The organism is Parabacteroides sp. AM17-47, assembly GCF_003434625.1.
GTDB lineage: Bacteria > Bacteroidota > Bacteroidia > Bacteroidales > Tannerellaceae > Parabacteroides > Parabacteroides distasonis.
In genome coordinates this window covers 1-21,855 of sequence record NZ_QTLI01000033.1, presented here as the reverse complement: position 1 = coordinate 21,855, position 21,855 = coordinate 1, and the positions used below count along the sequence as shown (strand labels likewise).

Here is a 21,855-nt window from a genome sequence, read left to right as displayed (position 1 = left end):
TTCTAGTTTTTGCGTGTTAGTTGGAAGTTAATTTCTTTTGATCCTTTACCCATTAACATCCCTTTCCCTTGTGATAATTCAATTTCGGCGAAATTTACGATAATAGAATCAGTTTTGCAAGCGTTTGGGTCATTCCAATACGAAGATAATTTTGTGTAGATGGTATGTTCGATAGCCGTAGCCTTATCGTAGGTGAATTGATATCGTCCGGTCTCATCCGTGATGGCCGGAAAGCAGGAAAGGTCGTCCTCTAGAGTAGGGGTATATGCCGGTGAGGTTAAGATTGCGACTCCGGCCAGCGGATAGCCTTGATCATCAGTTACTTTTCCGTAGATCGTGTACAATGCGTAAGGTTCCGTATGTGTATCTACATATTCCTTAAGTGTGATCTTGATTTCCTTAGAGGCACTACCTTCGTACCATCCATCACCTCCGGTAAGTTCCTCGCTGTCGAAGATTACTTGAGTCGTATCGGATGCGAATTGTCCTCCGTTCATTTCTTCGTCTATGTCTTCCGTGATGAATCGGTATTTTAGGATCGGAAAATCAGTTTTCTTCCAATCAAACTCTCCGTTAGCGTCAGTCCTTACGGTATCGGTATGCAGCCATCCGTAAGGATAAATTCTTGCGTCATTTCGATTGATACGTATTTGGGTGTTAGGTATCGGATTATCGTTTGTATCCACGACTTTTCCTTTTATCTGAAAATTGGCGTAAGGAGTGCCATATTCACAAATTATGGGACCTTCTCCCTCGTCGTCAGTGCAGGAGAAACCTAAAAGCATTAATAAACTCGCCAATACGCAGTTGGCTTTTTTCAACAATTGCAAGTGCATCCTTTTCATGGTGTAAATTATTTTTATTTACGATTCTATTTATTTGATGAATGGGGCAGCAAAATAGTTGCATGCGAATGCGTAAGAAAATGTGATGACTTTTTGTATCTTTGCCACTTCAATGTAACAGATCAATTTATGAGAGATTTCATACGTATTTTAAAGCGTTTCGTTCCCCCTTACAAAAAGTATATGGTTCTGAACATCGTGTTCAATGTACTTTCCGCTATCTTGAACCTGTTTTCTTTCGCCTTGATTATCCCGATCCTTCAGATCTTGTTTAAGATGGATGAGGGGAATTACACCTTTATGGATTGGAATTTTAATGCGGGAAGCTGGGAGTCGTGGAAAGCCTTGCCGGAGTTGATCAAAAATAACTTTTTTTGGTATGTATCCGATCTGATAGAGGTACACGGAGGTTCGTTCGCCTTGATTATGTTGGGAATCTTCCTGATCGTGGCGACTTTCTTGAAAGTGGCGACCATGTATCTGGCCTTTTATACGATGATCCCGATTCGAACCGGAGTCGTTCGTGATATCCGTAATCAGATTAACAAGAAGATTACGCAGTTGCCGTTGAGCTTTTTCTCGGAGGAGCGAAAAGGGGATATTATCGCCCGTGTATCCGGAGACGTGAACGAGATTGAGACATCCATCATGAGTTCATTGGACATGTTATTCAAGAACCCGATCCTGATCGTGATCTATCTGGTGGGTATGATCGCTATCAGTTGGCAACTTACCGTGTTCGTCTTGATCCTGCTGCCGTTGGCGGGTTACGTAATGGGACAAGTCGGCAAGAAATTGAAACGGAAATCCTTGGAAGGACAGCAACAATGGGGATTCCTGATGAGCCAGATCGAGGAGACATTAGGCGGACTCCGTATTATCAAGGCATTTAACGCCGAGAAGAAGATACAAGACCGCTTTGAGCGAAGCAATGATACTTTCCGCCGGTTGACGAACCGTATCTATCGCCGCCAACAAATGGCGCATCCGATGAGCGAGTTTTTGGGAACCGTTACGATCGCTATCGTACTTTGGTATGGAGGTACGCTGATCTTGAGCGCGAATAGCCCGATCGACGCTCCTACGTTTATTTATTATCTGGTTATTTTCTATAGCATTATCAATCCTGCGAAAGATCTAAGTAAGTCGGTTTATGCGATCCAGAAAGGTCTGGCCTCTATGGAGCGTGTCGATAAGATCTTGAAGGCGGAGACGGATATCCATGACCCGGAACATCCGAAGAAGATCGCCTTGAAAGAGAAAATCAGTTATAAAGATGTTTGGTTTAAATATCAGGAAGCTTGGGTCTTGAAAGGGATTAATCTGGATATCCGGAAAGGAACGACCGTGGCTTTGGTCGGTCAGTCCGGTTCGGGCAAAAGTACTTTGGTGGATCTATTGCCTCGCTTTTATGATGTGAATAAAGGGAATATCCGTATTGATGATACGGATATCCGTGAGGCCACCCTTTTCGATCTTAGGGGATTGATGGGAAATGTCAATCAAGAGGCTATCTTGTTTAACGATACCTTCTTCAACAATATCGCTTTTGGAGTGGAAGGGGCTACGATGGAACAGGTGGAGGAAGCCGCCCGCATCGCCAACGCTCACGATTTTATCATAGCGAGTGAGAAAGGTTACGATACCAATATAGGCGACCGGGGTGGAAAACTGTCCGGCGGACAACGCCAGCGAATCAGTATCGCCCGTGCGATCTTGAAGAATCCCCCGATCTTGATCTTGGATGAGGCCACATCCGCCTTGGATACGGAATCCGAACGTTTGGTACAAGAAGCGTTGGAGAACTTGATGAAGAATCGTACGACCGTAGTGATCGCCCACCGTCTCTCTACGATCCGTAATGCGGATGAGATCTGTGTGATGCATGAGGGTGAGATCGTAGAACGGGGCAAACACGAGGAGTTGTTGGCTTTGGATGGCTATTATAAACGACTATGTGATATGCAAAGCTTTTAGGGTGATACTGCAACCCGGGTTGCAGTGGATCGCCTCTTCGGCTTTTGATGGAAAAACAATAACAAGGAATAATCGTATGAATATGAAAGGACTTTATTTGATTTTGTTATCGTTCCTTTTCGGTTGTAATTTGCCGGATATGCAGACTGGGAAGGAGGTCTCTTATTATTTTGACCAACCAGCGCAGATATGGGAAGAAACCTTGCCTTTGGGAAACGGCCGTATCGGTATGATGCCGGATGGTGGTATTGAGCGGGAGAATGTGGTCCTGAATGAGATCTCCCTGTGGTCCGGAAGTAAGCAAGATACGGACAATCCTTATGCGTATTACTCTTTGGCGAATATTCGTCGCCTCTTATTTGAGGGACGGAATGACGAGGCACAGGATTTGATGTATAAAACTTTCGTCTGCAAAGGGACCGGAAGTAATCTGGGTGACGGTGCGAACGCTCCGTATGGGAGTTACCAATTATTCGGAAATCTAGTGCTGAGATATACGTATCCGAATGAATCGGATTCTATCGCTGAGTATCGCAGGCGGTTGAACCTAAGCGAGGCTATCGCTTCCGTCTCTTTTAAAAGGGGGAATGTGAATTATCAACGGGAAATGTTTACCTCTTTTTCCGGGGATCTGGGAGTTATCCACTTGGTAGCGGACGCGGATCGGGCCTTGAATTTCTCATTAGGTATGAATCGTCCGGAACATGCGACGATCTCTTTGGACGGAAAGGACTTGCTGATGCGGGGACAATTGCCGGACGGGGTGGATACGTTGGAGATGAAAGGGATGCGTTTCGCCTCTCGTGTCCGTATCGTCTTGCCGAAGGGGGGAGATTTGACCGCAACGGATAGTAGTTTATCGGTGCGAAGTGCCTCGGAAGCGATTATCTTGGTAAGTTTAGGTACGGATTATTTCGATAAAGACGGCGTCGGACAATCCTTGGAAAAATACTTATCGCAAGCGGAATCTAAGGATTTCTCCACCTTGCGCCGGGAACATACATTCGCTTATCGCTCCCTGTTTGATCGGGTCTCTTTGGATTTGGGAAAAGGCGAAAGGGATCATCTTCCGATCCATGAGCGTTTGGCCGCTTTCGCTCAAGATAAGAACGATCCGGGATTGGCGGCTTTATATTTCCAGTTCGGTCGATATTTATTGATTTCCTCGACCCGGCAGGGATTACTGCCCCCGAATTTGCAGGGCTTGTGGTGTAATACGATTCATACGCCTTGGAACGGGGATTATCACCTAAATATTAATTTACAGATGAATCATTGGCCAGCGGAGGTCACGAACCTCTCCGAGTTGCACCTTCCGCTGATCGAATGGACGAAACAGCAAGTCCCTAGCGGTGAACGTACGGCCAAAGCTTTTTATAACGCACGGGGATGGGGCACGCATATTTTAGGTAATGTCTGGGAGTTTACCGCCCCGGGCGAACATCCGTCGTGGGGAGCCACGAATACATCCGCCGCATGGCTATGCGAGCATTTGTACACGCATTATCAGTATACATTAGATAAGGCGTATTTGAGGGATGTTTATCCGACGATGAAAGGGGCTGCCCAATTCTTTGTGGATATGCTGGTGCAAGATCCCCGGACTAAATATCTGGTGACGGCACCTACTACCTCTCCGGAGAACGCTTATAAAATGCCAAACGGAAGTGTCGTGAGTATTTGTGCCGGATCGACGATGGACAATCAGATCTTGCGGGAATTATTTACGAATACCATTGAGGCCGCCGGGATTTTAGGTGTGGATAGCGCGTTCGCTGCTGAGTTGGCGGCGAAACGAGATCGCTTGATGCCTACGACGATCGGTAAAGACGGCCGTATTATGGAATGGCTCGAGCCGTATGAGGAGGTAGAGCCTACCCATCGTCATGTCTCTCATTTATATGGGCTTTATCCCGGGAATGAGATATCGATAGAGCATACGCCGGAGTTGGCAGAGGCGGCTCGTAAATCCTTGGAGGTCCGTGGCGATCAAAGCACGGGCTGGTCTATGGCTTGGAAGATTAATTTCTGGGCCCGTTTACAGGATGGCGATCATGCTTATAAATTGCTGGGTGATTTGTTACGTCCCTGTGTAGATGAGCATACGAAGGAGGTGAAGGGAGGAGGCTCTTATCCTAATTTGTTTTGTGCCCATCCTCCTTTCCAGATTGATGGTAATTTTGGAGGAACAGCCGGTATTGCGGAGATGTTGATACAGAGTCAATCCGGATTGATCGAGTTCTTGCCCGCTTTGCCATCTGCTTGGAAAAACGGAAGCTTTAGTGGTTTAAAAGTCCGGAATGGCGGAGAGGTGTCGGCTAAATGGACGGAAGGTCTGTTGACGGAAGCTCGATTGAAAGCGATCGTTCCCGGTTCTTTCCAGATCAAGCTTCCGGCGAATTCCGCGAACATGAGCCTCAAAAAGAACCAAAAGCCGGTTTCCCTACCTGTAGTCGATGGAAAAGTAACAGTGGACTTGTTACAAGGGGAAGAGTTTGTGTTGCAATTCTAAGTTACCATTCTGAGGGGATGAGACGCGGCATGCTGCGTCTCTACAACAAATGAGAAAAATTTAATATAACGGTAATCTATAAATGAAACCGATCGAAAGGCGTGCGGTGTCGTCCAAAGAGGCATCGAGCGCCTTCGCTCGTTCAGAGAGGTTATATTTTTTACCTATGGCGGTCAAGAAGATATGTAGATTATCATCGGCCATCGGATAGAACTCTAGTCCTCCTTGATACCCCCATGCCGTACGGTATTTTCCTTTCTCGTAAGTATCGTAGGCTTTATAGATCGATGCGCTTTCATACATTCCTTTTGCGAATAGTTGCCATTTGGGATGGAAACGATACTGTATTTCCCCCACCAGCGAAAGATAATCGATGTTTTGCATACGAACCGGTGGTTCCGGTTCCTCCTCTCCGGAGACTTCGGGCTGGGTCAATTCGGTCAATAATCCTAATGGGTCTAATTTTCCTCGTGAATACATGACATCGAAATAAGCATAGACCGGTCCGGCCTCTATACTTTGACCGGTAAAGACGCTATACATATATTTCCCTTGGGCTTGCTCCGCGGCGGATACGGAGTACCGTAAATGAATCAACTCATCCAGAAAGTTACCGTTCCAGTTCAATGTGTAAAACAAGGGAACTCTCGGTTTCTTAAATCCTTCCGGCAGACGTCCATACTCATCTTCCATCGATCCCATACGACTGTTCGTCACCTGTAAGCGGATCTCTTGTGACTCATTCGGCTGATACCCCAGCCCGATTCCCGTAAGGTAGCAAAGGGAGTATTCATTCATATCGCTATACTCATAAATAAGCAAAGGATTCTCGTCGTACTCAAAACCACCGTAGAACACATCTTGTTTTCCGGCGGTTAAGGTAAAACGCTCATTCAGTTTATAGCCAATATACGCATATTCGATCGACTCATTCAAATTCTCCAAGGCTTGTCCCTCATAACCGCCATTCAGCGTTTGGCGATACCAATAGAATAACCGATCGTTCACTTCTCCGGTAACATCAATTTTGACATCCCTGAAACGAAAGGCGGCTTCATCCAGCTTCCCCGAGAAAAAGTCCGCGTTGAATCCTGCGTGCATTTCCAAGTCCAGATTGAAAACCTTGTTGCGTTTCGGAATCTTAGTCGCGTATTCAAAAAGAGATACCGAAGAAGAATCCCGCTCTGGGATCGGAGAATTTGTCTGAGCGTAAGACGTTAACGCGGAACCGATAAATAAGAAGGCCGACAGCCAAGCCACTGTGAGTCGTTTCATTTACTGATGTTAATTATTAAAGTGGCCGCGAAGATACGAATTATTGCTCGGTTTTGCCCATATGCTTCATGACTTTAGCGTCCAGATAGAAAATGAGCTCTTCCGCTATATTCGTACAATGATCTCCGAAACGTTCCATTTTCCGGATAACACCGGCCATATATAACCCTGCCAATGCGCTACCTTTATGCTCCTCTATATATTTGGCGATAATAGCGGTAGAATTATGATTGATCTCATCGATCAAATTATCCTTCAAGAAGATACGGGAAGCGATCTCTGAGCTTTCTTTCTCAAAAGCCTCTTTGGTGAGTGAGATCATGCTTAATAACTCCGACAGCATTTCTTCTACCCGGGTTTCCTTGACCAGTTGCGGGTCAATCGGTTCCCCCTCGGGAAGGTTTCCTGCGAAACGGGCGATGCTTTCTGCGAAATCTCCCAGACGCTCTAGGTTTGTATTAATCTTATACATCGCCAATACGAAACGTAGGTCGATCGCTACCGGTGCGTACAAGGCGATGATATCCTCGCAATCACTGTCGATCTTTAGCTCGAAAGCATTTACCCGGCGTTCCCGGCTGATTACCTTATAAGCGAGTTCCTTATCTCCGGTAAGCATAGCCTCCCCTGCGTTGTATAATTGCTGGTGAACCAATGCCCACATCTCACTGATACTATTTTTTAAAGAATGAATCTCCTGCTCTATAACCTTCATACTCTTCTAATTTTCAATTTTTAATTTTCAATTACCCAAACCGTCCGGTAATGTAATTCTGTGTAGACTCTTTCTCCGGATTGGTGAAAATCTTCCGGGTATTATCATATTCAATCAATTCCCCTAAATAGAAATATCCGGTCTTGTCGCTAACACGAGCCGCTTGTTGCATATTATGGGTAACGATTACGATCGTATAATCATTTTTCAGCTCATGTATCAAATCCTCGATCTTACTGGTTGAAATCGGGTCCAACGCGGAAGTCGGCTCGTCCATCAACAAGATAGAAGGCGAGATCGCCAAGGCACGGGCGATACATAAACGTTGCTGTTGTCCGCCGGAAAGAGCGAATGCCGATTCTTTCAGTTTATCCTTTACCTCGTCCCAAAGGACGACCTGCTTTAAAGTCTTGACCACCGTCTCCTCAATATAATTCTCATCGTTGACACCGTTTACCCGCAGGCCATAAGCGACATTCTCATAAATCGTCTTAGGAAAAGGATTCGGTTTCTGGAAAACCATCCCCACGTTTTTACGTAAGCGATCCACTTTCTCACTTTTCGTATAGATATCTCTTCCATCAATTAGGATCTGACCTTCCATGCGAGTGCCCGGAATCAAATCATTCATGCGGTTGAACAGGCGGAGGAAAGTAGACTTTCCGCAACCGGACGGTCCGATGAAAGCGGTGGACGTATTCGGCTCTATCTCCATGGAAATGTTCTTCAACGCATGGAAATCCCCATAATAAAAGTCTACGTTTTTAGCATCAATCTTTATCATAATTGTCTTATTTTTTTAATTCATTTTTACCTTCTTGGCGAAATAACTACGCAAGGCATTTGCCAAAAGGTTTACTAATAATACGATGACAATCAGTACGAGTGCCGTGCCATAAGCCATTCCCCGGGAAGCCTCGATATCCGTACCGCTTGTAGATATAACATATAAGTGATAGGGTAATGCCATACATTGGTCGAAAATACTTTTCGGTAATTGCGGCAAGAAATAAGCGGCCACCGTAAAAAGGATAGGAGCGGTCTCTCCGGACACACGCCCGATCGAAAGAATCAATCCCGTAATAATATTGGGGAACGCCATCGGTAGCACGACCCTGCGAATGGTCTGCAATTTCGTAGCCCCTAACGCTAGGCTACCGTGGCGGAAAGAATCATCGATACTTTTCAAAGCCTCTTCCGTCGTACGGATGATAAGTGGCAAGGACATCAGCGCCAAGGTAAACGAACCCGCTATAATAGAGTCTCCCCATCCCAAGGTGCTTACGAATAGAGACATACCAAATAACCCGAAAACAACGGATGGGACACCACTTAGATTATTCGTCATGATACGGATGAAGCGGATGAGTTTCCCGTTCGTGGCGTACTCGTTCATATAAATACCACTCATGATGCCGATAGGAAAACTAATCAAGCTACTTCCGATCACTAAATAGAGTGTACCTACGATAGCCGGAAAAATCCCCCCGGAGGTCATGCCCTCTTGGGGTGCTTGTGTCAGGAAATCCCAACTGATCACGCTTGCTCCCTTTAAGATAATGAATCCCAGTATTACGAATAAGATCACTACGACCAAATAACTCAGGAAAGAAAAGAAACCGAAAGCAACCTGTTGAGAGGCCCGTTTCCTCTTGTCTATATTCCCTAAATGTTGAATAGGTGCCATATCTTTAATTAAATTTTACGTTTGGATGAAATATATTCTACGGCGATGCTCAACCCCAAGGTGATGAGGAACAACACGGCTCCCAGCATAAACAAGGCTTGGTAATGTGCTCCACCTGCGGGAGCCTCACCCAATTCCGCCGCTATCGTGGCAGGAATTGTCCGTACCGGTTCGAAGAACGAGGTAGGGATAACGGCGGCGTTTCCGGTTACCATCAATACGGCCATCGTCTCACCGATCGCACGTCCTATACCTAATACGACAGCGGACGTGATACCGGATATGGAGTAGGGGATTATTACTTTATAGATGGTTTGCCATTGCGTGGCTCCCAATGCCAAGCTGGCCTCTTTCATGGCTCGTGGTGTAGTTCGCATGGCATCTTCCGCTACCGTGATGATGGTCGGCAACGCCATGATCGCTAAAACCACGCTTCCGGCGAAAGCGGTCTCGCCTACCGGAAGGTCTAAGGTCTTTTGGATAAGGGGAACGATCACCACCAATCCGAAGAAACCATAAACGACTGAGGGAATACCTGCCAGCAACTCGATAAGCGGTTTTAATAAATTGCGTGTTTTTGTATTGGCGATCTCTGCCATATAGATCGCTACCGCTACTCCGAAGGGGAGGGATAAGGCGATCGCACCTATACTTACCAACAGCGTTCCTAGTAATAGAGGGATCAGCCCAAAGATCGGAGCGGGAGTTGAGGTCGGATACCATTTCGTCCCTCCAAAGAATTCCGAAGGCTTGATCGTGGCTCCCGATATGATTTTTCCCGTAAAGTTTTCCGACTTGTATTGTTCCGGAAAGAATGCGATAATCCCGGGCTCTTTATGGATAAGTTCATTGATTTTCTCGGGAACATATTGAAATTCTTCACCTAGCTCTTCTTCCGTATAATAGTTGGTTAGATCCGAGAACCGGAAGACTAGTATATCTTGATTTTCTCCGTTTAAATCTTCCCAATTGGTGATATTGGCATCGAAGACATCCATGATTTGCTCGGGCGACAAATGTTCGACCGGATTTTCCTGATTCACGGCCAATATATATCCTTCCTCTACCTCCGGGCTGTTAAAAAGACCTGCGGCCTCTTTAAATAAGAAGACAATGATCAACAAGATCGTAAAGCTACTGACGCTTCCACTGATCAAAAATCCTCCTTCCACTAATTTTTCAATAAACTTTCTCACAATCTTTGCCTATTTATTCTGATGCAAAGAAAGGATATCCATATTAAGAAGCTGTTAAGCCTGTTTGAAAGAATTATTACAAACATATTACGAGTTTGTAATATATACAATTGAAATAAAAAAGGCTCCGTTATGCGGAGCCTCAAAATATATTGGAGATTATAGATTTTCTAGCCATTTTTTACCAGGCTTGGTATATAGCCATACGAGGAATCCACCTCCAACAATAGCACTGATCGTGAAAACTAAACTTAGCATATCCATAATAAACCTTATTTAAAAATTTTATTTCCAATCCAGGCGAATATCACTGTTGCTATTCCACCAACGATAGCTCTATATATAAATATTGACTCTTTTAGCTCTGTATCAAAAGTAGCAATACCTCCAATAACCAGACCCGCAAAAGTTAATTTAGCCAAATCATAGAAGAACTTTCCCAGGTTTTCTCTACGGGATTGATCTCTTTCCCTGCTTTCTTTTTTTTCATCCTGTTGTTTCTCCCAGTTTCCCATATAACAAAGATATGAATAGTTTTTAGATAAACAAAAGGCCATCCCGAAATTATTCGGAATGGCCTTGAGATAAGTATGTAATATGTTTGTATTACTTATTATACTTGCTCCAATCCACATTGTGCATATCTCCGCTGGCCGCTAGTTCCTCATGGAAAGCGAAACAGCATTTCAGGTTTTGAGGCGTATGTCCCTTGATACCCATAGCGAGGTACTCTTCCAATAACGGTTTGTAATCCGGGTGAACACAATTGTCGATGATACAACGAGCGCGTTGGATCGGAGATTTACCGCGTAAGTCCGCTACACCATATTCCGTGATGATGATCTTCACGGAGTGCTCGCTATGATCCAAGTGAGATACCATCGGTACGAACGCACTGATCTTTCCATCCTTCGCCGTAGACGGAGTCGTGAAGATCGACAACATAGCCGAACGGGTAAAGTCGCCGGAACCACCGATACCATTCATCATACGAGTACCGGATACGTGTGTAGAGTTGATATTACCGAAGATATCAGCCTCCAAAGCCGTATTGATCGCAACCAAACCTAAACGGCGGGCAACCTCCGGATTGTTTGAGATCTCTTGCGGACGAAGCAAGATCTTATCCTTGAAGAAATCAAGATTAGCGTAGATCTCACGGATCACCTCGTTACTTACGGACAAAGAGCAACCGCTGGCGAATTTAACGCGACCTTGTTTCATCAATTCGATAACCGCATCTTGAATAACCTCAGTATATACATTGAATGCGGGGATAGACTCATTAGCTCCCATGCAGCCCAAGACTGCGTTAGCCACGTTACCTACGCCACTCTGCAATGGAACGAATTCTTTCGGAAGACGGCCGGCCTTGATCTCGCTAACCAAGAAGTCCGCAACGTTTTTACCGATCGCCATCGTAACATCATCCAGCGGAGAGAATTTTCCACCTTCATTCGGCTCATCGGTCCTTACCACACCAACGATCTTAGCCGGGTCTACTTTTACACAATCGTTACCGATCCTGTCAGAAGGAGTGTAGATAGGGATCTCACGGCGTAAAGGAGGATCAGCCGGCTCGTAAATATCATGCATACCGCGGATTTCTTTCGGGTGACGGCAGTTCAACTCAACGATGATACGGTCTGCCATACGACAGATAGTAGGTAAGATACCAACACCTGAAGTCGGAACGATCTCACCATCCTCAGTAACATCGGCAGCCTCTACGATCGCTACATCGATCTTACCCAAGAATCCGTAACGCAAGCTTTGTGCCAATTCAGACAGGTGCAAATCGAAATATTGTGCCTGATGAGCGTTTAATGCGGCACGTAAGTCTTTGTTCGATTGGTACGGTGTACGGAATTTGATGGCGTTAGCGCGAGCCAACTCTCCGTCTAGCTTATCACCGGTAGAAGCACCGGTAAACATACCGATTTGGAAAGGGTTACCTTTAGCGTGTTCTTCCGCTGCCTTCCGGGCGATAGCTCCGGGAACGACTTTCGGGCATCCTGCGGGTGTAAAACCACTGAAACCAACATTGTCATTATGATGCACATAAGATGCGGCTTCTTCAGCTGTAATGAATTTTAATGCCATGATAATTAGTTTTTATGTTTTTAGGTAAATACTTACTGTTCAATATTTCGGGCGCAAACTTACATAAAATTACGCTGAATCGAATATAAGTGTGGCGTAAATTAATACTTCCGGTTTAGAATCTCCGCACAAATGATCGCTTTCTTCAATTCCTCGATGTCTCTGAAGGTATCTTCCGGCATAAGCCCCGGTTCTTCCTCGATAGCACTCATCCTTACGGATGGCCGGGTCGCGATATGATTCGGGATATTCTTCTCGGCGGAAAGGAATGGAGAAGGGGCAGACGATGAGGTTGCGACCTTAGGCTTCTCAACCTTTGGCTTTACCTGCTTTTGTCGGGGAGCGGGCTTAGGTTTTCGCGTTTCCTTTTGCATATCTTCCAGTATCTCCCAGAAGCCTTTTCCTTCCGTAGGCTGGTCATTGGGCACAATTTCCCTGTCGGGTTGTCCTAATATATCGGGACGACTCTTCTTCTTTTTTTTGTCCTTCGAACTGAATAAGCCACTGACCGCGGCGATAATCAGGAAAACAATATATAACCAATCTCCTACGTTATCCATAAACTTTGATTATTTTTGCACCTCCAAATGTAAGAAGAATAATTGAGAAGTGAAAAGATGGGAGTATATAAAACATCAGATAGGTATAAAAGTAAATAAGGGTAACTTCACAGCCACCCTTATTCGATTTAACCAAAACCTTAACTATGAAAAAATTTACGTTTTTCGAATGCAAATATAACAGTGGGATTCGAACTATGCAAGCGTTTGCGTAATTATTTTTAAGAATCTTGCTTATTTAAATTCTATTAACATATAGTATGGTAAATCAAGAAAACGGTGTGGACTTAAAATCCGCTACCCAAAGCGATGAACGAAAGTTGTTTATCGAGACCTACGGCTGTCAGATGAATGTGGCGGACAGCGAAGTTGTAGCTTCTATCATGAAGATGGATGGCTATAGTATGACGGAGAATATCGAGGAGGCGGATGCCATCTTCGTGAATACTTGCTCCGTACGCGACAACGCCGAACAGAAAATCTATGGGCGGCTACAGTATTTCCAGTCTTTAAAGCGGAAAAAGAAGTCATTAATTGTCGGTGTATTGGGATGTATGGCCGAACGAGTGAAGGAAGACCTGATCCATGTGCATCATGCCGACTTGGTGGTAGGACCGGATTCTTATCTGGACTTGCCGAACTTGGTGGGAGCGGTAGAGCACGGAGAGAAAGCGATCAACGTGGAGCTTTCTACCCAAGAGACCTATAAGGATGTTATTCCTTTGAAGTTACCGGGTGTACATATCTCCGGTTTCGTGTCTATTATGCGCGGTTGTAATAATTTCTGTACGTATTGCATCGTACCTTATACAAGAGGACGCGAGCGTAGCCGGGACATCGAGAGTATCTTGAATGAGATACGGGATATGCACGAGAAAGGCTTTAAGGAAGTTACGTTGTTGGGACAAAATGTAAACTCCTATTCTTTCGAGAAAGAAGGTGAGACCATAACCTTCCCGATCTTGTTGGATTGTGTGGCGAAAGAGGTTCCCGATATGCGAATTCGTTTTACGACCTCCCATCCGAAGGACATGAGCGATGATACCTTACGTGTGATTGCTGCGAACGACAATATCTGTAAGTTTATCCATCTGCCTGCCCAATCCGGCAGCAGTCGCATCTTGAAGGTCATGAATCGTAAATATACTCGTGAATGGTATCTGGACCGTATAGCGGCGATCCGTCGTATCGTACCGGATTGCGCTATCTCGACTGATTTATTCTGCGGTTTCCATTCCGAGACCGAGGAGGATTATCAAGAGACTTTATCCTTGATGCGTGAAGTGGGATATGATAGTGCTTTCTTATTTAAATATTCCGAACGTCCGGGTACATATGCCGCTAGCCATTTGGAGGATAATGTACCGGAAGAAGAGAAGGTACGTCGTTTGCAAGGTATGATCGATTTGCAAAATAAGTTGTCCGAGGAAAGTAACTTGCGGGATATAGGCAAGACTTTCGAGGTTCTGATAGAAGGATTCTCGAAACGTTCCCGTGAGCAATTGTTCGGACGAACCAGCCAAAACAAGGTGGTTATCTTTGACAAGAAGAACTATCATGTAGGTCAATTCATAAAAGTCAAGATTCATAAGGCTTCCTCGGCAACCCTGTTCGGGGAACCTGTGGAGGAATAAGAAAAAGAAAACGCCAATACGTTCCATTTCGAGCGATATTGGCGTTTCTCTTATTATCTTCTATCTTTGGAATATCTCCGGGTATTTGTTGATGAAATAAACCGGCGTGCAACTCCATGCGTGGCAATAACTATTGATCGGGAAAAATCCGTAAGGTGATAATTCGTCATTGTTCGGATCATATACCTCCCAGAATGTATCGGCTCCTTTATTCACCATGCCGCCCCAATAACTGGTTAAGAGCGAACGGGCCTCTTGCCGCATTCCACATTTCAACAAGGCTTCCATTACATAATGATAAGCGTACGGACATCCCGGATAGCATGCGTCGGGCATCGATAGGACGGTGGCCATCGCTTTTGCTCCTTCCTTGGCGGTAAGCGTCTCCGATAGGATCATCCACACCTGTGATAGGTAAGACACCTGACGGTTAGGGCCGCTTACGATCACCCCGTTCTTTTGGTCATAGAATGTTTTCCGGGCGGCTTTCTTTATCTGGCCGGCGATACGAGGCCAATCTCTAGCCTCCTTCTCTTTTCCCAGCATTTTAGCTAGCTCATAGCTTTTCTCTAATGAGAATGCCGTAAGTCCCTGCATAGATGCTTGGCGATCATAATTATCTTTCCAGTCGAATACCAACCAATAAATCGGTTTCTTTTGCATATCGTAGATCCAATCGTCCGAGTATTGACGCAAGGCCATCTCTATTTGGCGGACCACTACCGGCCATAAGTCCAAGGCGACCTCCTTGTCTCCGGTCTCTTTCAGGTATTCTAGCAACGCTACGTTATACAGCAGGGAATAGTCCAAGCAATGCGTACCGTTTTGCGGATGAGGGGTCGGTGTCTCCAATACGGTGGCGTGCAGCAGGCCTTCATCATTGGCTAGAGCCGCTAATAAATAGAGGCAACGTTTCGTCAAGTCGTGGTTTTTATACGACCATGCGTTCGCTAGCGCCTCCAGATACAAGTCTCCGATCCATAACCGGCGATCCCGTTTCGGGCCATCCTCATAGACGGTCTGCATACATTCTTTTAATGTAAGCAATCCTACCTCATTGATTTTACGGATCAAGGGATCGGTAGTGGAAGCCAGTGGCAATGGAGCCGTCTTAGCCGATGTCTGCGCACGGAACGTTAGCTTGTCGAAGGCGAAATCGAAACTGGAAGCGCCTAGCAACTCTATCTTGAGATACCGGAAAGACACCCTTCTGGGAATGGAGGCCTCTATGGGTACGGTCATTAACGTCATCACCTCATCTTGTAGCCAAGCCCTTGACAGACCGCCCGGATAAGGGTCGAAAGGCGTGTTCAATTCCGAGGGAACTTCGGCGAACGTGAATTTGATACGTACCGGAGCGTCCGAAACCTGTTGGCTAAGGAGCTTGAGCGAGAAATCCAAATACCCCGTCAGATGCTCACCGAAGTCAACTATAACCGATGGATGTTTCTTCAGGGACTCATTGAATAACAGGTCCGTGCTTCCTTCGTCCCGCATGCGCCAACCTTGGTAGGCTGACGCGTCTTTGATGGAAGTGACCCGTTTTACCGGCTTATGTTCCGTATAGGTTAACACTGGCTTGCAGGCCTCACTCTTTTGAAGCCATGAAGCGCTTTCTTTGAAATAACGACTTTGTGCTGATAGGGTGAATACACCGACACAGCATAGTAAACTTAGCAGGATTTTCATATGTGCTCTTTTCATGATGCGAATATAAGAATAACTTCGTTAATATCCGGGATTTTGTTTAAGCTCGCTGTTCAAGTCGATTTCTCGCAGAGGTATGGGCAACAAGCATTTATCTGGGTTGAACAGATAAGCGTTCGCCACGGGTTGAACACCGTCGGGCCAATAATAAGATTCGGGATTTGCCTTTATCTTTTGTCCATGTCGTGTCATGACTTCCACGGCTCGTCCCGTTCTCAGAAGGTCTGTCCAGCGTTTGTTCTCGAATGCCAGCTCGATCCGTCTCTCTTGGTAGATAGACTCTCTCAACGCATCTACATTCTGGGATTTGACAGGAGCTAATCCCGCCCTTCCCCGGATACTCGCTTGCCCGAAGGTGTTATTCAGATAATGGATAGCCTCGTCCGGCCTATTCTGCTCGTTGATAGCTTCCGCCAGAAAGAGCAATACCTCCGCGTACCTGTAGACCGGCCAGTTGTCATCCGTGTAATAGGGTTTTATATGCTCATGAAAATATTTTTTGATAAAAGGATAGGCGGTTATTCCCGGAGCTGGCTCATAGTCAACTATACTTTTCACGCCGGTAGCGTCGAGGGCATAGCTATCGGTGAGCTTACCTTCCACCATACCGATGGATGCGTCCAACCGTTTGTCTCCCTTTTCGTATGCGTTGATTAGATCGATCGTAGGGGTGTTAAACCCTCCATGGTCTACGTTGGAAGGACAAGGATTAGGGGTTGTTCCCGTGATGGCGGACGGATTCGTCATATAGGGCAAGAATCTGTATATGAAATCACTTTGCTGTCCTAATGAGGCGTCTTGCATGTATTGGATCTCGAAGATAGATTCCTTATGGTTCTTGTTCGAGATGGAATAGATGGAGCCGTAATCCGCTAATAACTCATACTCGCCTGAGGATACCACCTCTTTCAGCGTTTGTTCTGTTTCCGCCCATCGTTTTAGTACCATGTATACGTTTCCCAATAAGGTCTGTGCGGAGCCTTTGGAAGCTCTTCCTACCTCTTGCCTTGATTTTACAGGTAGGAGATCACTGGCTTCCTGTGCGTCTTTTATGATTTGCTCATATACTTCGTCTACGCTCGCACGGGGTTTAAATGCCTCCTCATACACAGTAGAGGGTGTCGTATGCAGAGGTACGCCGCCAAAGTATTGTACTAGGTTGAAATAGCTGAATGCCCGAAGGAACAAAGCTTGTCCTTTGAGGTTGTTTTTTGCTTCCGCGTCAAAATCCGCTTGGTCTATTTCTGAGATAATCCGGTTACATCGTCCGATGATTACGTAGCAGTTATTATACTTCGTACCGACATTACCATTGGTGGATGTCTCAAGGAACTGATCCGGATCTTCTCCGTCCAAGGATGATTTGGCGATATGGATGATATACGTCGTATTATCCGATTTGGCCTCTCCCAGATTCCACTCTTCCGTGTTGTACATGTTCCGTAAAGGTTCGTAAGCTCCATTTACGGCTTGCCTGAAATCCTCCTCGTTCTGGTAGAAGTTCTCGGCTGTGATCTCGCTATACGGCGTAAGATTCAAGAAATCACTACAGGAGGCACAACTACATCCTAAAGCGATGCTTATGGCTATATTGAATATCGTTTTCATATATTTTGTATAATTAGATAGTTAGAAGTTAACATTTAAACCCAGCGTAATGGTCCGTGGAACGGGATAGGTGGTATAATCGAATCCTTGTTGCAAGCTATTCGCCGTTGTTCCCGTATTGCTGATATTCACCTCGGGATTAGCGCCGATGTAGCTAGTGAACGTATATACGTTCTGGAAACTGACGTAAGCTCGTAATCCTTTAATGATATCCCGGTTTCTTAACGGAATTTGGTAGCCTAAGGTGATATTCTTGATTGTCAAGTAGTTTCCGTTATAAAGGAAACGGGAACTGAACCAGTCACGTTCTGGTGCCGTGGTACCCATCTTGGTCGTTCCATAACGGCCGTTACCCGGATTTTCCGGTGATTTCCAGCGATTGTCTACCGCTTTATACACGTTGAACACACCATCCAGATTTCCAGCGAACTGATCTACCATATTGGCTAACTCAAAACCAAAACCGCCGGATACGACAATTGACAAATCGAAATTCTTGTAGGTGAACGAGTTTGTCATGCCTACTATCCATAAAGGGACCGGATTGCCGATGATATCGCGGTCATCCCCTTGGGTAACTTTGCCATCCCCGTTCACATCCTTGAAGCGAATGGTTCCGACATCGGCTTGCGCATGCTTCGGGTATTTGTCGAATTCTTCCTTGTTCTTGTAGACCCCTTCCCATACTAAGCCGTAAAACTGTCCGATCCGTTCCCCTACTTGCGTGATGTTGTTGCCGATGATCGGGGCGTCATCTACACCCAGTTGCAAGCATTTATTGTCATTGTAAGATACGTTCAGGTCGGTAGTCCATTGTAATTTGCCTGTCAGGTTCTTGGAGGATACGCTTAATTCATGTCCCCAGAACTTCAGTTTGCCTGCGTTCGATTGGATATTGTAGAAGCCGGAAGAGATCGGTACCTCTAGCGAGAACAGCAGGGCGTCCGTTCGCTTGCTATAGTAATCGTACATGATGGATAAGCGATTATTGAAGAAACCGACATCCAGACCGACATCGACTTGCTTATTCCTTTCCCAGCCCAGATTCGGGTTTCCCATTCCCGAGATGCTTCTGCCGCTGGCCAAGGCGTTATTGAAGTTGCTGTTCGTGGTAGTGATTGTCGCCAAATGCGTATAGTTACCGATTTGGTCGTTTCCCACGATACCGTAGCTGATACGGGCCTTGAGGAAAGAGATCGTTTTCTCCAATGGTTTCATGAACTCCTCGTCCGAGAGTATCCAGCCCGCCGATACGGATGGAAAATTACCCCAACGATTGTTCTTACCGAAACGGGAGGAACCATCCCTACGCATCGCCGCGCTTAAAAGGTACTTTCCTTTGTAATTATAGTTTATACGGCCGATATAGGATAAAAGGGACCATTCGTTTATGTTTCCATCCGCCGTGATGGTAGGGGCGGCATTGAATGTCGATATTTTATCGTCGGGAAAGTTCGTTCCGGTCACCATCGTATATTCGCTATGATATTTTTGTGCGGATATGCCGAACAGGAGATCAAAGGAATGATCTTTTATCTGCTTGCTGTAGGTGGCGGTATTCTCCCACAGCCAAGTGTAGAATAGATTATTGGATTCCTTCGCCTCGGGAATCTGATAGGGAGCCTTATAGATCTCTCCGGAGGTGGAGGGCTTGAACGAGTTCCATTTATTCTGTGTCAAGTCCGCGTTGATGCTGGTCTTTACTTTTAAATCTTTGACCGGCTCTACCTCCAAGAAGGCGTTCGCGATCAGATGGGTGTTCTGGGTCTTGTTCTTGTTGAGGCGAACCACATTATACCAGTTTGGGTTATCGAACAATCCCGGCCCACTGGCCACAAGCGGAATACTGCCATCCTCATTCTTATAGGGGGCGAGAGGTGTTGTCAACATAGCTCCTTGCAGGATGGAACCTTTATCTTCCGTCCAGTTACCGTCCGATTGCGGGCTATTATTGATGGAGAAGCTAGGCGCTAGGTTCACGCCTACCTTGACGATCTTCGAGAATACGTATTCCGTATTGGCTCGTGCGGAGAACCGTTGGTAATTAGAGTTTGTCAACACTCCGTCTTGGTTGAAATAGCTGGCTACGGTGGATGATTTAAACTTCCCGTCTCCATTGCTGTACGACAAGCTGTAATTCTGGATAGCGGCGGGACGGAATAATACGTCATACCAATCCGTGCCTTTACCCAGCGCTTCGGGATGTTGGTAAGCGGGATCGACCGCCAATCCGTTCTCTTCGGCAATCTCTTTCCTGAACCGTGCGTATTCGGAGGCATCCATCATATCCGGCCTCCCTTTCTCGGGTACGTATTGTATGCCTCCATATACGTCGACGCTTAGTTTTTTCCCCGATTGGGCAGTCTTTGTCTGTATCAATACGACTCCATTGGCAGCCCGGGAACCGTAAAGTGATGTGGCGGAAGCGTCTTTTAGCACACTGATACTTTCTATCTCGTCCGGATTGATCGTGCTGATATCGCCTACGATAGGCATTCCGTCCACTACATAAAGAGGCGTGGTTCCTCCGGACAGTGACGCTTGTCCCCTGATTCGCATGGTCATTCCTTGTCCGGGTTTACCGGATACTTGATTGATTTGGACACCGGCGAACTTGCCTTGCATCTTTTGCGAGATCTGGGCTACGGGCATATCCGCCATCTCTTCCGACTTGATGGATTGCACGGAGCCGGTTACCGCCCGCTTGATCTGTGTTCCGTACCCGACTACTACCACTTCATCGAGCTTCTGCGTGTCTTCCCGCAGCTGTACCTTGATATGATTCTCTCCTGCGCCGACCATAACGTCCTTGCTGTTATAGCCGATAAAAGATACTTGCAGGGTTTCACCATCCGATAATTCGATCGAGAATTTACCATCTAGATCCGTGATTGTCCCATTATTGGTACCTTTCACCACTACGTTCGCCCCGATGATAGACTCTCCGTTAGCGTCGAGCACGACACCTGTCACTTTTCTTGTTCTCTGTTGGGTTACGGAATTATCCTTCCGCTCCGTAGACGGGTTCTCTTGTGATGGGTTTGTAGCGATTGCCAATGCCGGCGATACGCAGAGGAAGAGCAAAGACAATGATCCCATCGCCACATTCCAAGTTCTCATTTTACTTTTCATACTTTTCATTTGTTCATAATTGAATAGATAATGTTAACTACATACGATAAGTCTGATAGATTCAGATTAACTAATACATTATTAGATATACTCCATAGGCTATATGTTATAAAGTTATTAAGTACCGTAGGAACTCAATGGGTAATTTTATGTATAGGATATTAGAGGAGAGTGGTTTAGGATTGATTGCCGATCTGTCATGTCATTTATCTAACAAGAAATGTCATTTTTGTAACCATTTGATTCTTATTACTTCCCATCTTTGCCATATCGAAAGAGAGAGATAGTAAGGATTTAGTTCCTACGGAACTGTGGTTTTTTCTTGCGTATTATTTATAGTACACGTACGTAAATTATGTTTATAGCTTCCCTTTTCATAATAGCGACAGCTTACCTTGATTTTTATTAGCCGTTCTTTTGGGTTCTTAATGCATTGTACTGATATTTTTCTGGAGTGGTACCTTGAGTATGAAATGAAAAAACTAAATCATCTACCATATCTGCCATTATCTATATAAGTATCTAATTATAAGAAATTTGTTGAATGGTGGTAGATAATAAACATCTACCACTATCAGCTTGCATCTACCACTATTTACTGCTTTTCAACCACTAAATGCAGCCGTTCACTATTCGCTAACCACATTACTCGTTCTGCGAGGGTATGCCAACAGGTTGCCTGCTTGGTTATTTGTATACCTTGTGTGCTGATTTAATGTATTGAATAATAGGTATTTATAGTTTTTTAGGCATAAAACAAAAGTTTTCATAGCGGAAAACTTTTGTTTTGTGCTTACGAAACTTTAGTTTTCCCTAGAAGAAACTTTAGTTTTCTCTAGGAGAAACTCTTTGTTCCCCTAAGGGAAATGTCTTTTCCTGATTTATCTAGACACTTTTTTTGTTT

The 21,855-nt window shown here is 45.4% G+C and carries 15 protein-coding genes; 3 read left to right on the top strand and 12 right to left on the bottom strand.

The genetic code is table 11. The features are described 5' to 3' along the window. Positions 1–2 precede the first annotated feature (2 nt). The gene (locus DW205_RS20160) at positions 3–845 is read right to left on the bottom strand and encodes a radical SAM-associated putative lipoprotein (protein ID WP_005867072.1); all 843 of its coding nucleotides are present in this window, start codon (positions 843–845) and stop codon (positions 3–5) included. A 129-nt stretch (positions 846–974) separates the two neighbouring features. Here DW205_RS20160 and DW205_RS20155 point away from each other — a divergent pair, with 129 nt between their 5' ends. Beyond that, positions 975–2,822, top strand: coding sequence for an ABC transporter ATP-binding protein (locus DW205_RS20155; protein ID WP_005853867.1), 1,848 nt, complete (start codon positions 975–977; stop codon positions 2,820–2,822). An 82-nt stretch (positions 2,823–2,904) separates the two neighbouring features. Next, entirely contained in the window at positions 2,905–5,334 is a 2,430-nt protein-coding gene (locus DW205_RS20150) for a glycoside hydrolase N-terminal domain-containing protein (protein WP_005867073.1), read from the top strand. A 60-nt stretch (positions 5,335–5,394) separates the two neighbouring features. Here the strand turns inward: DW205_RS20150 and DW205_RS20145 are convergent, their stop codons facing one another. From DW205_RS20145 to DW205_RS20110, 8 genes are all read right to left on the bottom strand, one after another. Next, the gene (locus DW205_RS20145; protein WP_005867074.1) at positions 5,395–6,609 is read right to left on the bottom strand and encodes an OprO/OprP family phosphate-selective porin; all 1,215 of its coding nucleotides are present in this window, start codon (positions 6,607–6,609) and stop codon (positions 5,395–5,397) included. A gap of 40 nt (positions 6,610–6,649) precedes the next feature. After that, positions 6,650–7,324, bottom strand: coding sequence for a phosphate signaling complex protein PhoU (gene phoU, locus DW205_RS20140; RefSeq protein ID WP_005853873.1), 675 nt, complete (start codon positions 7,322–7,324; stop codon positions 6,650–6,652). 31 nt (positions 7,325–7,355) lie between these two features. Continuing rightward, on the bottom strand, positions 7,356–8,108 hold the full coding sequence (gene pstB, locus DW205_RS20135) for a phosphate ABC transporter ATP-binding protein PstB (protein ID WP_005867076.1): 753 nt from the start codon (positions 8,106–8,108) through the stop codon (positions 7,356–7,358). A 15-nt stretch (positions 8,109–8,123) separates the two neighbouring features. Then, the gene (gene pstA, locus DW205_RS20130) at positions 8,124–9,011 is read right to left on the bottom strand and encodes a phosphate ABC transporter permease PstA (RefSeq protein ID WP_005867077.1); all 888 of its coding nucleotides are present in this window, start codon (positions 9,009–9,011) and stop codon (positions 8,124–8,126) included. Between the two features lie 8 nt (positions 9,012–9,019). Next, positions 9,020–10,207: a phosphate ABC transporter permease subunit PstC gene (pstC, locus tag DW205_RS20125; RefSeq protein WP_005867078.1), complete on the bottom strand. Its 1,188-nt coding sequence runs from the start codon at positions 10,205–10,207 to the stop codon at positions 9,020–9,022. A 272-nt stretch (positions 10,208–10,479) separates the two neighbouring features. Further along, complete coding sequence (locus tag DW205_RS20120) at positions 10,480–10,722, bottom strand: DUF6722 family protein (protein ID WP_008778724.1); 243 nt, start codon at positions 10,720–10,722, stop codon at positions 10,480–10,482. A 91-nt stretch (positions 10,723–10,813) separates the two neighbouring features. Continuing rightward, positions 10,814–12,310, bottom strand: a complete 1,497-nt coding sequence (locus tag DW205_RS20115; RefSeq protein ID WP_005867081.1) for an acetyl-CoA hydrolase/transferase family protein — start codon at positions 12,308–12,310, stop codon at positions 10,814–10,816. 101 nt (positions 12,311–12,411) lie between these two features. Then, positions 12,412–12,870, bottom strand: a complete 459-nt coding sequence (locus tag DW205_RS20110; protein WP_005867082.1) for a hypothetical protein — start codon at positions 12,868–12,870, stop codon at positions 12,412–12,414. 260 nt (positions 12,871–13,130) lie between these two features. Here DW205_RS20110 and miaB point away from each other — a divergent pair, with 260 nt between their 5' ends. Beyond that, positions 13,131–14,504, top strand: coding sequence for a tRNA (N6-isopentenyl adenosine(37)-C2)-methylthiotransferase MiaB (gene miaB, locus DW205_RS20105; protein ID WP_005867084.1), 1,374 nt, complete (start codon positions 13,131–13,133; stop codon positions 14,502–14,504). 60 nt (positions 14,505–14,564) lie between these two features. On the opposite strand, the gene DW205_RS20100 is transcribed toward miaB, so the two are convergent. Genes DW205_RS20100 through DW205_RS20090 form a run of 3 tightly spaced genes read right to left on the bottom strand, consistent with a single transcriptional unit; the run spans position 14,565 to position 20,951 of the window. Beyond that, the gene (locus DW205_RS20100) at positions 14,565–16,208 is read right to left on the bottom strand and encodes a family 78 glycoside hydrolase catalytic domain (RefSeq protein WP_008778723.1); all 1,644 of its coding nucleotides are present in this window, start codon (positions 16,206–16,208) and stop codon (positions 14,565–14,567) included. A 24-nt stretch (positions 16,209–16,232) separates the two neighbouring features. Further along, positions 16,233–17,819, bottom strand: coding sequence for a RagB/SusD family nutrient uptake outer membrane protein (locus DW205_RS20095; RefSeq protein ID WP_005867088.1), 1,587 nt, complete (start codon positions 17,817–17,819; stop codon positions 16,233–16,235). Positions 17,820–17,840: 21 nt separating this feature from the next. After that, positions 17,841–20,951: a TonB-dependent receptor gene (locus DW205_RS20090; RefSeq protein ID WP_008778722.1), complete on the bottom strand. Its 3,111-nt coding sequence runs from the start codon at positions 20,949–20,951 to the stop codon at positions 17,841–17,843. Between the last annotated feature and the right edge of the window lie 904 nt (positions 20,952–21,855).

Bases quoted from the DNA above. Each gene is read 5' to 3' on its own strand.
- phoU (WP_005853873.1), bottom strand. From the start codon at position 7,324: ATGAAGGTTATAGAGCAGGAGATTCATTCTTTAAAAAATAGTATCAGT.
- pstA (WP_005867077.1), bottom strand. From the start codon at position 9,011: ATGGCACCTATTCAACATTTAGGGAATATAGACAAGAGGAAACGGGCC.
- DW205_RS20100 (WP_008778723.1), bottom strand. From the start codon at position 16,208: ATGAAAAGAGCACATATGAAAATCCTGCTAAGTTTACTATGCTGTGTC.
- DW205_RS20145 (WP_005867074.1), bottom strand. From the start codon at position 6,609: ATGAAACGACTCACAGTGGCTTGGCTGTCGGCCTTCTTATTTATCGGT.
- DW205_RS20090 (WP_008778722.1), bottom strand. From the start codon at position 20,951: ATGAAAAGTAAAATGAGAACTTGGAATGTGGCGATGGGATCATTGTCT.
- DW205_RS20160 (WP_005867072.1), bottom strand. From the start codon at position 845: ATGAAAAGGATGCACTTGCAATTGTTGAAAAAAGCCAACTGCGTATTG.
- DW205_RS20115 (WP_005867081.1), bottom strand. From the start codon at position 12,310: ATGGCATTAAAATTCATTACAGCTGAAGAAGCCGCATCTTATGTGCAT.
- DW205_RS20155 (WP_005853867.1), top strand. From the start codon at position 975: ATGAGAGATTTCATACGTATTTTAAAGCGTTTCGTTCCCCCTTACAAA.
- DW205_RS20150 (WP_005867073.1), top strand. From the start codon at position 2,905: ATGAAAGGACTTTATTTGATTTTGTTATCGTTCCTTTTCGGTTGTAAT.
- miaB (WP_005867084.1), top strand. From the start codon at position 13,131: ATGGTAAATCAAGAAAACGGTGTGGACTTAAAATCCGCTACCCAAAGC.
- DW205_RS20095 (WP_005867088.1), bottom strand. From the start codon at position 17,819: ATGAAAACGATATTCAATATAGCCATAAGCATCGCTTTAGGATGTAGT.
- DW205_RS20110 (WP_005867082.1), bottom strand. From the start codon at position 12,870: ATGGATAACGTAGGAGATTGGTTATATATTGTTTTCCTGATTATCGCC.
- pstB (WP_005867076.1), bottom strand. From the start codon at position 8,108: ATGATAAAGATTGATGCTAAAAACGTAGACTTTTATTATGGGGATTTC.
- DW205_RS20120 (WP_008778724.1), bottom strand. From the start codon at position 10,722: ATGGGAAACTGGGAGAAACAACAGGATGAAAAAAAAGAAAGCAGGGAA.